11 protein-coding genes are annotated in these 15,878 nt (G+C 54.4%); 1 reads left to right on the forward strand and 10 read right to left on the reverse strand.

The window, feature by feature from the left end; all coding sequences use genetic code 11:
• Nucleotides 1-102: 102 nt before the first annotated feature.
• Nucleotides 103-2,394: a helix-turn-helix transcriptional regulator gene (locus MHH78_RS19770; RefSeq protein ID WP_341168526.1), complete on the forward strand. Its 2,292-nt coding sequence runs from the start codon at nucleotides 103-105 to the stop codon at nucleotides 2,392-2,394.
• 41 nt (nucleotides 2,395-2,435) lie between these two features.
• On the opposite strand, the gene MHH78_RS19775 is transcribed toward MHH78_RS19770, so the two are convergent.
• The 10 genes from MHH78_RS19775 to MHH78_RS19820 form a co-directional block, all read right to left on the reverse strand.
• The gene (locus tag MHH78_RS19775; protein ID WP_036726908.1) at nucleotides 2,436-3,191 is read right to left on the reverse strand and encodes a MerR family transcriptional regulator; all 756 of its coding nucleotides are present in this window, start codon (nucleotides 3,189-3,191) and stop codon (nucleotides 2,436-2,438) included.
• 295 nt (nucleotides 3,192-3,486) lie between these two features.
• Entirely contained in the window at nucleotides 3,487-4,374 is an 888-nt protein-coding gene (locus MHH78_RS19780) for a CPBP family glutamic-type intramembrane protease (RefSeq protein WP_341168527.1), read from the reverse strand.
• A 488-nt stretch (nucleotides 4,375-4,862) separates the two neighbouring features.
• The gene (locus tag MHH78_RS19785) at nucleotides 4,863-7,526 is read right to left on the reverse strand and encodes an ABC transporter permease (protein WP_341168528.1); all 2,664 of its coding nucleotides are present in this window, start codon (nucleotides 7,524-7,526) and stop codon (nucleotides 4,863-4,865) included.
• Nucleotides 7,523-8,206, reverse strand: coding sequence for an ABC transporter ATP-binding protein (locus tag MHH78_RS19790; protein WP_036726914.1), 684 nt, complete (start codon nucleotides 8,204-8,206; stop codon nucleotides 7,523-7,525). The genes MHH78_RS19785 and MHH78_RS19790 overlap by 4 nt, the downstream gene beginning before the upstream one ends.
• Nucleotides 8,207-8,288: 82 nt before the next feature.
• Complete coding sequence (locus tag MHH78_RS19795) at nucleotides 8,289-9,278, reverse strand: sensor histidine kinase (RefSeq protein WP_341168529.1); 990 nt, start codon at nucleotides 9,276-9,278, stop codon at nucleotides 8,289-8,291.
• Entirely contained in the window at nucleotides 9,265-9,951 is a 687-nt protein-coding gene (locus MHH78_RS19800; protein ID WP_341168530.1) for a response regulator transcription factor, read from the reverse strand. Before MHH78_RS19800 ends, MHH78_RS19795 begins: the two co-directional genes overlap by 14 nt.
• Nucleotides 9,952-10,034: 83 nt before the next feature.
• Nucleotides 10,035-11,276: an MFS transporter gene (locus MHH78_RS19805; RefSeq protein ID WP_341168531.1), complete on the reverse strand. Its 1,242-nt coding sequence runs from the start codon at nucleotides 11,274-11,276 to the stop codon at nucleotides 10,035-10,037.
• Between the two features lie 125 nt (nucleotides 11,277-11,401).
• Nucleotides 11,402-12,871, reverse strand: a complete 1,470-nt coding sequence (locus MHH78_RS19810) for an N-acetylmuramoyl-L-alanine amidase (protein ID WP_341168532.1) — start codon at nucleotides 12,869-12,871, stop codon at nucleotides 11,402-11,404.
• A 256-nt stretch (nucleotides 12,872-13,127) separates the two neighbouring features.
• The gene (locus MHH78_RS19815) at nucleotides 13,128-14,117 is read right to left on the reverse strand and encodes an alpha/beta hydrolase (RefSeq protein ID WP_341168533.1); all 990 of its coding nucleotides are present in this window, start codon (nucleotides 14,115-14,117) and stop codon (nucleotides 13,128-13,130) included.
• A gap of 136 nt (nucleotides 14,118-14,253) precedes the next feature.
• Nucleotides 14,254-15,861 (reverse strand): bifunctional metallophosphatase/5'-nucleotidase, encoded by a 1,608-nt coding sequence (locus MHH78_RS19820; protein WP_341170350.1) that lies wholly within the window; start codon nucleotides 15,859-15,861, stop codon nucleotides 14,254-14,256.
• Nucleotides 15,862-15,878: the final 17 nt, after the last annotated feature.

Genomic DNA, 15,878 nt, shown 5'->3' on the forward strand with positions numbered 1-15,878 from the left:
AGCGTATAAATCAGCAAAAGTGCATATTGTGCGTGTCAGCTTTGGGCCGCTATGATAGGATAAAACGATAACCAAGCGGCTGCACCTGAAGGGGGAATACATATGAAGAGACCGCTTACCAGCCAATTTGCCCTTAGCGGCCTGTTCGTTAAGCTCATGCTCAGCTTCCTGAGCGTCATCCTGCTGCTGGCTTCATTCAATCTGTTCTCTCATCTATATCTTAGCGGGAAGGTCTATCAGGAGGTGGTCCGGCAGAACGAGCAGAGCCTGAAGCAGACGGTGGAAGGGTACGAGAATCACTTCCGGCTGACGCAGAATATGATTCTGGCGCTGACCCAGTCGGATACGTGGACAGCCAACCTGGGCATTCTCAGCCATCTGAAGGAGAACCGGCGGTATGATATTCTCAACGAGGTCAAATCGGATCTGATGACGCTGTACGGGAATCCTTTTCTGCATATTGAGAATTTCATTCTGTACTTCAAGGCGGAGGACTATGTTCTTGAGAAAGAGGGGCTGAGTACCGCGGCCGACATGTTCGGCAAATATTATTACAGCGGGGAGTATCCGGCGGATTTCTGGAGCGCCCAGACCATGGACAACCAGTATCTGAAGGTCCTCCCTGCTGCTTCTTTTACGGAAACAACAATGAGCTCCACGCGTGCGCTCGGGCGGCTGATGCCGGTTATGATCAAGGCTATTCCTTATGAAGAGGTCTACGGCATTGTGATGCTGAATCCGCAGCGGCTGGAGCAGGCGTACGGGGATGCCGGGAAGAATCCCTTCTATATAATGGATGCGCAAGACCGGCTGCTCTTCTCCACCGCAGAGACGGAACTGCCAGCGCTGGAGTATGCCGTTACTACAAGCGCTCATGAGCGGATCGGGGACAACTATTATTTCTATCAAAAAGGGGCGCAGACCGGCTTCACCTACGTCCGGGTCACCGAGGTTGCCGCCATTGCGAGCGGGCTGCGCGGTATGCGGGTGCTGCTCGCCGTTCTGCTCGCTGCTGCGGTGCTGGTCAGCCTCCTGTTCTCCCTCCTGTTCAGCTACCGGCTGAACCAGCCGCTCCAGCGCCTGATCGCCGCGTTCGACCGCAAATCGGGCAGCGTCCCCGGCAAGGTGAGCAGCGTCAAAGAGTTCGCCATTATCGGCGACCGCCTAAGCTCCATCCTGGAGAACAACCGGTTCATCCAGAACGATCTGGCACACAAGAATTCGCTGGTCCGCCAGTATGCTTATACCCATAAGGTGAAAAATATTCCGCTGAACGCAAGTCTGAGCGAGCTGGAGGATGCGCTGCATTCCGAACGGCCGTATGCCTCCATTCTGTTCAAGCTCAGCTTCACCCGCCTCCCGGAGGAGCCGGAGAAGCATACACTGGCGTTATGGCAGCTGATTCAGCGCCTGTTCACCGGGGAGGAATCCGAGAACGTCGCCTTGCAGCCGGAGCAGGATCTGCTCTTGCTGCTGCTCTTCGATCCCGGTCCGCAGAGCGGCATTCTTCAGGTACTGGGCACGCTGCAGGAGCTGCTGGCCGAGGAGCGTTCCCTCTACCTCACGATAGCGGTCAGCCCGGTGTATTCGGGCGAAACCCCGTTCACCGATGCGTACCACAACCTGTCGGAGCTGCTGAAGGAACGCAGACTGAACGGGGAGACACAGATCATCGTGGAGCCGCGGGCCTCGTCGGCCAAAGCGTTTCATCTGAAGGTCACCCATGGAGAAGAGCTGCATAACCTGCTGCAGTCCGGCAGCGAAGAGCCGGTCTTCGGCTGGATAGACCGCCAACTGGAGCAACTGTCGAATAAGGATGCCGCTGCGGAGGATTTCCGGGCTTTTGCTGCGGGAGTGGCAGAACAGACAAGCAAGACTGTCATGAAGCTGAATCTGCCGGAGCTTGAGATGGGGCTGGTCGCAGCCCAGTCCGGTGAGCCGTTCGCCGCCTTCTATTCCACGCAGCAGTATAGTGAATGGCTCCAGGAGCTGGTGACTCCAGTGCTTGCGGCGATCCGCAGCGGCTCGGAGGCCCGGGACCCGGTCATCAGCTTCGTGCTGGAGTATCTGGAGAAGCATTACGGGGAAGACATCAATCTCAATATCGTAGCCGACAAGCTGAATCTGACCTCCGGCTATCTGTCGAGCATCTTCAAGGAGAAGACCGGCATTAACTTCAGCGAATATCTCAACACGCTGCGGATCGAACGGGCCAAGGAGCTTCTGATGAACATCGACCTGCGCATCCAGGATATCGCACTTCAGGTCGGCTACCAGAACGTGAACTCGTTCATCCGCATGTTCAAGCGTGCCTCCGGCCTGACCCCGGGTGAGTACCGTAAGCGGGCTGGCGGGGATCTGCCGGGGCAGGCTCCCGCATCGGGGGAGGAATAAACAAGCGTGCCCCATTACAGGCACGCTTCATGGAACAACGATTAAGGGCGGGGGTCTTCCCCGCCCATATAAATGCGGATGATCGCATCCATATACTGCATGACTTCGGTTGTCATTCCGTACACCCGTGCAGACTGGTCCTCCTGCGGAGTAATGTAGTCCCAATATTTTTGGATCAGCTGCTCGTCTCCGCCAAACATTTTATCGGCGTATTCAATAATTGAGGATGCAAGCTGCTGCGCTGCGGGTGAATCAGGCGGCTGCGCCAGCAGTCCTGAGACCCTTCTGAGGATATCGGACCACTCCATAGCGAGCGGGTTACTTACATCGCTGATCGGCAGTACCTCCAGCTCTTCCGGGGTGAAAACCTGCTGCCGCAGCTGTGGACCCTGGGAAGGCTGTTCAAGCTCACGGATAAATCCGAGCATCTCATCAATATTTACTTGTTCGGTTGCCCGCATAGCGTACAAGGTGGAAAACAGCAAATGCTCTACCGCCCGCAGCTTCTCCTGCTCCTGCTTCACGAAGACCATCTGCTGCGTAAGTGCACGGCTCCAGACAGCAACATCATGATGTGCAACCTCACCGTTGTCGAGGATCACTTTAATTTCACCCAGCTTGAAATGCATTTGCTTCAGCACAGCAATCTTCTGCAGCCGCAAAATCTCATTCTCGCTATAAGAGCGGTACTGGTTCCTGGTATCCCTGTCCGGCTGCAGCAAGCCCAGCTTCTCATAGTAATGCAGGGTGCGGACAGACACACCGGTTAGCTTGGACAGCTGCCCTACGGTATACATCGGCTTCCCTCCAATAGGTATATTATTAGCTATATAGATTGAATTTGTAAGTCATGCGACATGGGTTGGCCGTGACTCCAGAGAATGTTTGGCCCTCCGGCCGCTGTTGTCCCCAGATTTCTTAATTGAAACCGCTAATCGCGGGTGAAATCCGGTGACAAAGGCGGACGCTACCGCTCCTACAGTGCCAAAATTCTCCTCCGCCACTTTTCCCTGTCTGTATATTTTCAAGATCTATCTATATAGAAGGTTGGGCACAGAAGTTTATGCGGTATCGGCGTTGCCGGGCGCCGCCTTATTCTTGAGATGCTGTCCGCCGGCGACCCCGGCGCCACAGGTTGAGCAGTACCAGCAGCACAGCGCTGCCGACAATGATTATACCAAACTGGATCACAACGGGACCGGTCCCTGCCTCCAGCTCGTTGTACGTCAGCAAGCGCTGTTCCCTCTGCAGAATAACAAACCGCGCCATTGCCAGATACGTCAGATGAAAGCCGATGGAAGCCCACAGCGACCCGGTCAAGCTGCGCCATAGTTGAAGTACCGTGCCGAAGCATAGCAGCATAATCACATATTCTGCATTGATGCTATTTCCGCGGTCAAGTCCGCTCCAGGCTTGCAGCTGATTCACAGTGACTGGCACCAGCACAAACAGCAGCACCTGAGCGCAATAAGCAGCATAGGCAGGTAGCCGCAGCCGCAGGCCGCTGTATACAATTCCTCTCATCGATAATTCCTCCGGCAACGCTTCGTACAGGAAAGCGATAGATGTACTGAAGGCTACAGCCAGCAACAGGTCCACGGAGAAATCCCAGGCAATAATGGTGGTCCAGCCCAGCGCACCGGTAATGATAAAGCCCAATCCCCCCATTAGCAAGGCTAACGCCCCGCCGCCCAGCAAATGCAGGAATGTGGCCGGGGTCAATCGCAGTAGCCTGGCGCTTAGCCGGAAACGGCGCTGAATCAGACAGACCGCGGGCACAATAAGCAGCGCCGCGGTGAAGGCCTGGACAACGGCAATTTCGTTGTCCGTTGCACCGGAAGCCCGGACGGCGTTCCCGGCAACCGTAGCCGTGAACAGTCCCAGCGTCATGGCGAGCCACCCAAGCGCTGTAATTGCCAGCCAGCTGCGGGCAGGTGTACGGCTTAAGATGTTCGATGTAGGCAATGTTGTTTTGTTCATTTGTGATCCCTCCTGCCTCCATTGTAAACCCTCCAGTAAACGTCAGGGTCAAGTCTGAATTAGCAGGAATGGTTCGTTGATCCCTCTGGCGCAATTCCCTCTGGCTGGTTCTGACTTTGGGGATATGCGGTCGGTTACGCCAATCAGCACCGGGAATATCCGGGTCATGAGCAGGTTCCCGCTATAGAACGATTACTTCCCCGCTTTATAGGCCATCTCCTTGCGGCTTACAATGATATTCTCCTTATTCCCGTTATCGCCCTCTTGACAGTCCACTGCAATAGTTGTATTAGGCGGCAAGGACTCAGGTTGAACCCTCCTTTTTCACCCTATCTTATTTGACATCATAAATGGGAAAAAGTCGCAAATGGGTGTGGTCTATCCGAACCAGGCCTAATGCCTTGTATAACAATAAAAGTCGCTAAAGAGCGACTTTTAAGGGACTCATGTTTCTGTTATCGTAAGGAGCTTGTGTCTTTGACACTCCATCAAGTCATATCATCCCGCAGCGCATCAATGATATTCTCCCGCTTGATTGTGCTGACCGAATACAGCATGGTAACGAATACGATCAGGAGCACGCTGATTACACTGATGCCGATGCTGGCCCAGGGGAAGACATAACCGATATTGTCCGCGCCGCCGATGAGCATGCCCCGGTAGATCAGCCAGGAGCAGGCCAGCCCGATAGGTAGCCCGAACAAGAGCGCGCGCATACCATAAAAGGCACACTCGAAATTCATCATCTTCTGGAAATTGCGGTCGGACATCCCCACAGAGCGGAGCATCGCCAGCTCCCGGCGGCGCAGCTTAATGTTCGTCGAGATTGTGTTGAACACATTGGCAATCGCGATCAGTGAGATCATGATAATGAAGGTATAGGCGAACACGTTGATGATGAATATCGTATTGCGGCTCTCATCCATCATCGCATACACATTGTACAGCTTATATTCATCCGTAATTTGCGCACCCTGGATCGTCTTCTCCATCTCCGCGACCGACTGTGCCGGATGCTTGGAACGAAAAGTCAGGCCCTTCACTGCCGGCGGACTGTCCGCCGTCTCAAACTTGCCGATGAGTGAATAAGGAGCGATCATCCGGAAGAAGAACGGTTGACTTGCGCCGGGGCTTCCTGTAACCGGGAGGGTATCCGGCGGTACAGTCTCTACGAACGTAACCGTTACGTCATGCCCCTGCCCAATCTTCGACCCTCCCTCTGATTCGGGGGCAATGGTCAGGGTAGAGGATGAACGCTTGAACAAATTACGGAACTCGTCAGCCTCCTTCAGCCGCTTATCTTCGGCAGGACTCATCGATTTGGCAACGGCGAGGAACTTGGCGTCCGGACCTGTATATTCCGCTGCGGACAAGCCCAGCCCTTCGAGAATCTTCAGATAAGCGCTGTCATCCAGAAATTGCAGATCTACGGGTAGCGTTGCCTGCTCATCCGACCGGCCCGGCGAAGGAGTACCTGTTTTTCCCGCAATTCCTGCTTTTCCATCATTGACTGCTTTCCCCGAGTCCCCCTCTGTGCCCCAATAGGCATCCGAGAGCTCGCTTGCGTGGGCTGTCCCCGTCACTTTCAGCAGCGTCTGGTAAGAGCTCTCATAGATGCCGCCTGCGGTTCTGAGCTTGTCGTAGAGCGCCAGCATTTCACTGTCTTTCATAGTTGGTGTGGCGAAGCCGATATCATAGTTGGTGAACGCTACCGCCTGTTCCGACATCTGCTTCAAATCAGTGACAAAAGCGCTGGCCGATATAAACAGCACGACGCTTAACATGAGCGACAGCACAATGCTGCGGTAGCGTTTCTTGTTTCTTTTGAAATTCTTAAGTGCAAGGGCGCCTTCGAGACCGTAGATACGCTGCGCCCGGCTGGACGTCTTCACGGCCTTGGCTTCAACCTTGACCTCGTTCGTCTGGCGGATACTCTCCATCACGGGAGTGCCTGCCGCCTTCCTGGCCGGAATGTACGCCGAGATCAGAATCGTAACCATACTTAGCGCTGCCGCACACGCAATGGCCGGAACGGACACCTTCAAGCTCAGCGGTACGCCGGAATAGAGAATATTCCCGAAATTACTGGATACGACAGTTAGCACCAGTCCCATGCTGCCTATTCCCAAGAGAATGCCAGCCGGTATTCCGGCCGCACCAATACACAGACCTTCGAACAGCACAGAGTTACGCAGCTGCTTCGCTGTGGCTCCCACCGATGAGAGAATGCCAAACTGGCGTGTGCGCTCATTCAGGGAGATGGTGAAGGCGTTGTAGATCATGAAGATCGAACCGGTCACAATAATAAAAGCGACGATCCCACCAACCGTGTACAGTAGAGCAGTTAGCAACCCGCTGCTTGAGACGCCCATGAAGCGCAGCACATTATCGTTGTAGATGTAAGCATGGCCTGAAGCGGTGCTGCTGGCGTAAGCCTTCACTTCACGCGGATGCTTCAGGGTAACATATAAGCTGAAGCTGTCCGCCCGCTCTGACGGATCGGCTCTGGTAATCAGGGTATAGCCTGGTGCAGCGGATTCCTCAAAAGCAGGCCTTGCGCAGATTCCGACGACCTTGTAGGTTCGCTCTGCCCGGGGCACCAAAGCTTCAGCGGCCTTATCCGCCTGATAGGCATCATGCTGGTTCAGCCGCTGGTTGCCGTTCATCCGGTCTCCCACAGCCAGTGTGAGCATGTCGCCTTCCGCGAACTTGATTCCGCCGTTCGCCGCCAGATGTGACGGGACTAGAATCTCACTGCTGTTATCCGGCATTCGGCCGGAGACCAGAGTGACGGGCAAGATACCCGGGGAAGCTTCGTCTTCACGTACGCCAGCAATGAACAGATAAGGCTTATCCGGGTTCTTCCCGCCGCTAAGTGCCGCATAGCCAATATTTTCGAAGGATGCTGTACGGGCTACGGCCTGATCGTGTGTCCGTTCCTGCAGGAAGGAGGAATCCACTGCCGGGAATCCGATGTGCCAGCCGCCGTATTTGGCAATGGAGCCCTTGATCATATAGCTCTGCAAGGATACGGCGAAGGTGGAGACAGCAGTGATCATAGCAGTGGATAGGATTACTCCGATAATCGTTACAATGGTCCGCGTGCGGCTTTTTTTGAGGCTCTGGAGGGTAACCTTGTTGAAAATATTCATGGCCGTACCCGTTCGTCCCGCACAACCCGGCCGTCTGAGATGCCGATAATCCGGTCTGCCTGGAGGGCAATATTCTCGTCATGCGTAACGATGAGCAGGGTCTGCCTATACTTCTGATTGCTTAATTTCAGCAGATTAATAATCTCATGTCCATTCCGGCTGTCCAGGCTGCCTGTGGGTTCATCCGCCAGCATGACCGCCGGGGCATTCATCAGCGCGCGTCCGATGGATACACGCTGCTGCTGTCCGCCCGAGAGCTGATTCGGCAGATGCGTTCTCCGGTCCGTCAGCCCCAGCAGCTCAAGCAAATCGTTCAGCCGCTCCTCGTTGACCTTGCGTTTGTCCATCAGAATCGGCAAGGTGATATTCTCCACTACATCCAGCGTGGGAATCAGATTGTGGAACTGGTAGATCAGCCCGACCTGCCGCCTGCGGAAGATCGCCAGCTTGTCATTGCTCTGCGCATATACATCCTGTCCGTCCAGATAAACGTTGCCGCTTGTCGGCACATCGACTCCGCCGATGATGTGAAGCAAGGTAGACTTCCCGGAGCCGGAGGAGCCGATGATCGCCGTGAACTCCCCCTTCTCAATCGTCAGAGACACCTCGTCCAGCGCCGTAACCCGGTTATCTCCCTTCCCGTAGACCTTGCTCAGCTTGTCAATTCTCAAAAACTCCATGCTGCAATTCTCCCTTCACCTGATCTATCCCTATCATAGAGCCGCAAGCTTACATCTCTGTGACTTTCAGGTGAGAGATCCGTCACTTAGGGAAACGAAGCCTGAAGAGCGCACCGCCTTGCGGATGATTATGTGCGGTAACGGTTCCTCCCTGCCGGGTGATAATCATTTTGCAGAGGGCGAGGCCGATTCCGTACCCTGCATGATTAGGGTTACTGCCGCGATAGTAGCGGTCGAACAGCCGGGGGATTTCTTCCTTGCTGAAGCCCGGGCCGTTGTCATGTACTATCAGCTCGGTATACAGCGGATTGTCTGTGCAGACCAGCTCAATCTTCCCGTTCTCCCCTGCGCTTTCCAGGCAATTCTTCAGGATATTCTGGATCGCTTCCGGAAGCCAGGCCGGATCGCCTTGGATCACTACTCCTGAAGGGCAAGCGATCCTTAAGTCTACATTGCGCAGCTCCATCTGGATCAGGAACGGACGAACAGCAGTGCGGAGCAGGTCGTTAACGGCGATAGGCCCGCTTTGAAATACAACAATACCCGCATCCAGGCGGGATAGCCTGAGCAGAGAGGTAATCAGCCAATCCATCTGCATCAGCAGCTCCTCGGTCTCCCGTATAAAAGCTTTCCGCTCGTCTTCCGCAGGACTATTAGCAAGCAGCGTCATAATCAGGTTCACCGAGGTGAGCGGAGTACGGAGCTGGTGGGCGATGTCAGCCAGGGAATCGGCAAGATGGCCCTTTTCCTTGATCAGCTCGCGGTTCTGATCCCGGATGCGCTGCGTCATTTTGGTAATCTCGCTATGTAAGATGGATAACTCGCCCTCTTCCGAATCAGCGATGAACAGATGGTCCGCATTATGCAGCACCCGGTCAATTTCATCGGACAATCTCGCCAGGCTCCTGTATCTGGCCCGGGTAAATCCAACGAACGCTGTGCCAAAAGTAGCAGTGCAGCCTATGGCCAGGACGCCCGCTGCCGTGTTCATGACGAATCCAGCCGTTACAGCGGCGGCGGCGAGGAGGACGAACACCACGGCAAACTGCCGGACCTCTCTATTGCGCAGCATCGCTGCCCCCCAGCCGGTATCCCGTCCCCCGCACCGTCAGGATGATCTTCGGGCTTGCCGGATCGCACTCGATCTTCTCCCGCAAGCGCTTGATATATACAGTCAGCGTATTGTCATTAACAAATTCGCCCGCTGCGTCCCACAATTCATCCAGCAGTCTGCCCCGTGTAATAATGGTTCTGGGATTGTTCACAAATACGAGCAGCAGCCGGTATTCCAGCGCGGAGAGGAATACCTCCCGGCCGTTTTTTTTCACAACTCCGCTGGCCGGATCAACATGCAGCCCGCCGAGATCAAAAGTAGACCCGGAGCGCCCGCTTTTTCGCAGAGCCGTGCCCATCCGCGCGATCAGCTCCCGTGGCCGGAACGGCTTGGTGATGTAGTCGTCCGCCCCCATATTCAGCCCGGTCACTACACTCGCCTCGTCGCCCGAAGCCGTCAGGAAGATGACAGGAATGTCCTGCTCCTCCTTGATCTCCGTGCATACCGTAAAGCCATTGCCGTCCGGCAATGAGATATCAATCAGCGCCAGGTCAAACATATGTCCGTCAAGCGCAGCCGCTGCTTCCTTGCGCGTAGGCGCGTGCGTGACAGTGAACCCCTCCGAGTGAAGCAGCAGCACCAGGTTGCGCGCAATGGCCGGATCGTCTTCAACCAGCAATATTTGTGTCATATTTAAGGGCCTCCGTTGTAGCCTGTTATGTATAAAAAGGTACTCTTATTAAGAGTACCTGTAAAGAAATCATTAAATTAATACTAGGCAGCCTGCACCTGATCCGGCGCCTTATGCTTCATGATCGGCAACATCATGAGTGCACCCAGGAGGAACAGGAGTCCAGCCCCGCCATAAATGGTACTCAGGGAGAAGGCGCTCTTCAGCGCACCGGCGAACGACATGGATACCACCATCATCCCGACGAACATCGGATTCAGCACTCCGTTAACCCGGCCGACAATCGAGCTATTAGACCATCTCAGAATCATGGTACTGATTCCGATATGAATGCACGGGAACATCAGCCCGTTCAGGAACTGCACGGTCAGCGTGAGCGGAACGCTTGTTGAGAACCCGACAATGGTCGTACATACGGCACCTGCCAGCATCCCCATGGCGAGCAGCAGCTGGGGCGGAACCTTTTTGGCGAAGGCGGCCACGAGCCCTCCCCCGATCAGCATGGCTGCACCGTTAACCATAAGCATGTATTGCAGGAACTCCTTGCTTCGGCCTAGCCGCTCTGTGACGATGAACAGATTCAGTGCCTGGGCTGCGCCCACCGCAAGTCCCGCCAGTACAAACGCAAGTCCGAGCATCCGCAGCACCTGGCTCTGCCAGACATACCGGAAGCCTTCGGTGAAGTCCTTACGGAATTGCCCTTTCGCCGCAACTGTCCCGGCTTCCATATGATCCTCCGGCAGACGAATAAGCACGAGCGCCGACAGCAGAAAAGCAACGCCCATTACGGCAATGGAGATCTCAAGGCCGAAGGTGCTGTATACGAAAGTGCCTAACATAGGTCCGAGAACCATGAAGATGGCCATCAGCGATTGGAAGAGCGCCATCCCCTGCTGCAGCTGTTCCTCCGGTACATGGAACTTAAATAACCGCATACTGGAAGGCTGGGAGAACTGCGACAGAATGGCCGAGATGAACGCGACCAGATACACGGATTCCCAGGAACCGAAGTGAATGCTGAGCAGAACGGCGAATACCGATACCGCAGACAGGGAATCACACCAGATCATCGTCCGCTTCGGCCGCCACCGGTCTGCAAAGGTTCCTCCAATGAAGGAAAAAACAAAGATAGGCGCAAATTCAGCTACGCTGATCAGCGAAATGGCGTAGGGATCATTATGGGTCCGCTCCGCAACATAGAGCAGAATCGCGAAATTACGCACCCAGATCCCGATCTGCAGCAGCACGCTGGATAATAAAATCGTCTGCAGAAAGCGATTGCGGAACAGGCTTGGTTGATTTGCGCTTTGGTCATGCTGATTCAATCGTTTAACCCCCTATTTATCGATAAAATACGCTCAGCTTCTTAAGGCGGGGTTCTCCTTTCACTCTCTATATTATAAGGAGCGGACCGCGATCTTGAAAGCTATAAATCCAGGAACAGACGGGGTCAAGCGACTCCGAAATATTCCTTCAGCCCCGCTACGACAGCAGCCGCTACCCGGTTCTGGAAATCGTCGGAGAACAGGATAGCTTCCTCGACGGCATTGGACAAGAAACCAACCTCCAGCAGCGTAGCGGGCATGTTGGAATATTTCAATACGATATATTTGTTGTATTTAACCTTGCGGTCCGGAAAGCCGGTGGTCCCTTGCAGATGTCGATGCATGATATCGGCGAAGGCTTTACTCTCCTGGCTGTAATAATAGGTTTCGGTTCCCCGCACCTTGGGCGACCCTGTGACAGAATTGCCATGGATGGAGACGAAGGCATCGGCCTGCAGCTCATTGGCCATCTCTGCCCGCTGCTTGTTGGGCGGATAGGTATCCTCACGGCGTGTCATCACAACATTGAACGCCGGCTCCTGCAGCAGCAGGCGCTCCACCTTCAAGGCTACGCTAAGGTTGAAATCTTTCTCCAGCTTCTTCGTAATGCCGATCGCTCCCGGGTCCGCAGCCCCATGGCCGGCATCAATAACAACGGTCTTCTTCCCGTTGCCCGGCTGAACCGGCTCTGCCGGAGGCAATTCGGCTGTGGCAGAGCTCAGATCGACGACCAGGAGCCGGGAGGCGGCATCCTCCTCGATGTAACTGGTATACTTCGTATCGGCAGAGAGCGCAATCACAATCCGCAAGGTGGCGGCGTCCGGTTCGAATAGCCCGTAATACAGCTTGTTGACATTGGGAACGCCGGTAACGGTCTGCTCGCCGGATTGGGTGCGGCTATCCCACGATACCGTCTGTAAGAAATCTGCGGAAAAGTTCGTTCGGGGCAGCTCCACTACAATCTGCAGCGGTTCGTTTCCGGTATGTACAGACGGCTGGACATCGCCGGTAAAAGCAAGCATCAGGCGGTCATCGCTGAAGCTGAGACTATGGACGGTGGAAGTCGCCGCGGCTGCGGCGGGCAGGGGCACCGGCTGGTCCGGGACTTCAGGGCTTGCCGGAGCAGGAGTGATGGCCGGCTGCTCCGGCGGAAGCGGGGCTGAAGTCAAGCCCACCACCTTGAGACTGTTGTCCCAGCTCACCTGGACACCCATGGCTTCGCTGATGAACCTTAGCGGAACCAGCGTGGTTCCGTTACGGTTCCGGGGAGCGGTGGCCAGCGAATGGGAGGCCCCATCGATCAGGGCTTTCTTTTGGCCGATCGTCAGCACTATACTGCCGGATTCCTTCGGGATGGTTACGGTTCCAACCTGTTGATTCCAGAGGACCCCCATTCCCATATTCTCCGCAATGATCCGCAAGGGAACCATCACACTGCCGTTGATCAATTCAACCTTGTCTTTCTTTTGCATAGGGATTGCTTGCCCGTCCAGTATTATGGTCGGACTTGTCTTCACAGCGGCACTGGCCCGCCCGTTGAGCGGGAAGCATAAGAATAGGACAGCCAACAGGAGGAACCAACTACATTTTTTCATACGTGCATCTCATCCATTTCATCTAATTTGTAGAATTGCTGATTCTTAAATTAGACTCCAATAATTGGAATAGGTTGCGAAATTGAGCATTTATAATTAGTTATATCAAGTGGAAACGGCTTTGCCGTCCTTTTAAAGGACGGTACTGTTTCAGCGAGAAATAGAAGGATAATTATAGCGCGAAGCATATAAATTCTTATCTTTCTACGAAAAAACGGCACCCCGAGGGGCGCCGCGCTATATTATTCCATTCTCCCTACTGGGCTTGCTTCAATTGAACGGTCTTCATGTATTCCTTGAATTCCTCGGCGATTTCTTTGTACTTCGTATGGTGCAGGTAATGGGAGCCTACCATCGGGATCAATTTACCCTGTGCAGACTGCTTCGCCTGCTCCTCATGCAGCGGAATCCACTGCTTGTTGTTCTCGTTATTGGATTGTGCGAACAGCAAGACCGGCAAATCCTGCGGGTATTTCAGCTTTGAGCCGTTTTTGAAATTGGAACCAAGGTGGCTAAGCTCATTCATCAGCGTGGAGTTATTGCCGTGTACATTGGTGATCAGTTTCATCTGCTCTTTGGTATGCTCATCATAGTCAAGCGATTTAAACGAATCTCCGCTGAGCTTCGTTAGCAGCCGCATCACACCTGAATCCTTGGCAAACTTCATGGCCTTCAGCGGCAATTTCACATCCATGCCTGGCTGATTGGGCACACTACTGTCAATTCCTACGAAGGCTTGAACTTCATCCGGATAAGCATTTACATATGATACAGCATAGAGTCCTGTAATGGAATGTCCCATCAGAATATAACGCTTCAGACCGAGCTGCTCCACAGCCTCATGAATTTCACTGATGATATTCTCTGTCGTTCTTTCTTTATCCGTCCCATCGCTCAGGCCATAGCCGAAAGGCTCGATGGCTACGACTTTGTACGAAGGCGTCAATTGATCTATCAGCGGCTTGAAATCAAGCACAGGCGAAGCGGTTCCTTGCCCCGGCAAGAGAACGATAGTCTGTTCACCGCTGCCTTGAATCAGCACATTCATCTTTTTCCCGTCTACATTGACGTATTGCCCGTACGATTCGATCTTCTTCTTCTCTATCCCGTTACTGATGACATTAACGATAAAGGTGATGCCTATGAACAGCACAAGCACTCCGATAATGCCACCTAATATTTTCAACCATAATCTCCGTTTCTTGCGTCCCTTTTCAGGTTTATTTATTTCAGCGGTTCCTGCCATGTCCATCTTCTCCTGTTCTTCTATCTGTAGATTCGCCTTAGCGGTATATGAAGAGTGTATCTGCTTAAGATGTCCTCTTCGTGACGGGAATATGAACGGAGTATGAACTTGGCTATTTTAATTCAATCATTCGGGATCAATCCATCCCCACAATAGACCAGTTATGATCGACCTCCGGTATGATCGTCTGGCGCTCCCGGATGTAATGGACCAGCAACTCGCGGACGCTGCAGTCCGACTCCCAGTGCTTGACGGCGCTGACCAGTCCAGAGGCTTTCAACAGGCTGCTGTAGCGGTAATTGTTAACGGCAAGCTGTAGCTCGTCCGTATCGGCGAGCGTTCTGCCCCGGTAGGCCAGATGGATGATCCGCCGGCCAACAGGCTGCGAGATGTCGATCTGATAATTAATCCCGGCGAACATATCGTAGAGGTAACTCGGCACCTCGGGATCGGCGGCAATATTCGTGTCCCCGGGCTGCCACTGCCGGAAATGGGCAGCCGAAGCTTCCATATAAGCCTTCAGCTCCTTGCCGGTGACGGTAACCACATACAGCACATTGTCAAAAGGATAAATGCGGTACACATCTGCATAGGTCAGCGGTCCCTGCTTCAGATCCGCCTTGTCGTTGAACAGGCTGGTGGCGGCAACATCCGCTCCGCTGGCCTCCAGCATGGCCCGCTGGATCAAGGTAATGACCGCCGTATCCTGCACACGTCCCGCCGGCAGACCGGCAGTCTCTTCAGGCTGGAAATCGGCGGCCGCATAGCCCAGAATGCCGCCCTCCCCCTCTATCGAAGAGCCTCCGCCGCCATCGGCGATGAACCGGAGGGTCTCTTCATGCGCCTCGGCAACCAGACTGCGCAATTCCGGGTCCGGCTCCCAGCCACTCATATCTACCACCGTGACCTCACGGCTCACAACCTTGGGCTGGCCACTGTCCAGCTCCAGTGTCAGGTCGAAGCGTACAACTTCCCGTCCCCGGTCACGCGGTCCTCCAATGACCGTGCTCCCAATCCGCTGGTTCACGGTAATATGCATATGGCCGACCAGCAGCACATCTGCTTCAGGAACCAGCTCCGCAATCCGTCCGGCGGCATCCGAGCCGCCCTCTTCATCGAACTCTGCGACCATGCCCGCATGGGCGCTGATCACAATCAGGTCCGCCTTCCCTTCCGCAAGAAGGGACTTTGCAATCGTTCGCGCAGTCTCGGCCATGTGTCCGAACCTTAGGCCCTCCACCTTACTTCCATCCCAGCGCGGAACGTTGGGATTCGTCAATCCGACGACCGCAATCCGGATGCCTTGCTGCTCAAGGATTACATACGGCTCTGCAAACGTTCTGCCTTCTGCATCCCAGACATTCGCCGCGAGCACCGGGAAGCTCAGCTCCTGCTTGATTCGCTCAATCAGGCCAAGGCCGAAGTTAAACTCATGGTTGCCCAGTGTCAATGCGGCATAGCCCATGGCATTCAGCGCTGCCGCGACCGGATGCCTGTCATCCGGCCGCTTATTGTAGACATCGTCAGTCAGCATATTCCCCTGGAAGACGTCTCCGTTATCGATCAGCAGAATCTCTGTCCCGCTCTCCCTAAGTTCGCGGACATAAGCGGCTACTCTGGCGAGCCCGTCATTTACGGTAGCGAGTCCGTCTTCGTAACGGTAGCCCCACAGATTGCCATGAACATCCGATGTTGCGATAATCACGATCTTGCGCAGGTTACGGCTTGCTGCCGGTTCCATCATCTCGTTCACCCTTCTTC

Source organism: Paenibacillus sp. FSL H3-0333, assembly GCF_038002805.1.
Lineage (GTDB): Bacteria > Bacillota > Bacilli > Paenibacillales > Paenibacillaceae > Paenibacillus_AQ > Paenibacillus_AQ silagei.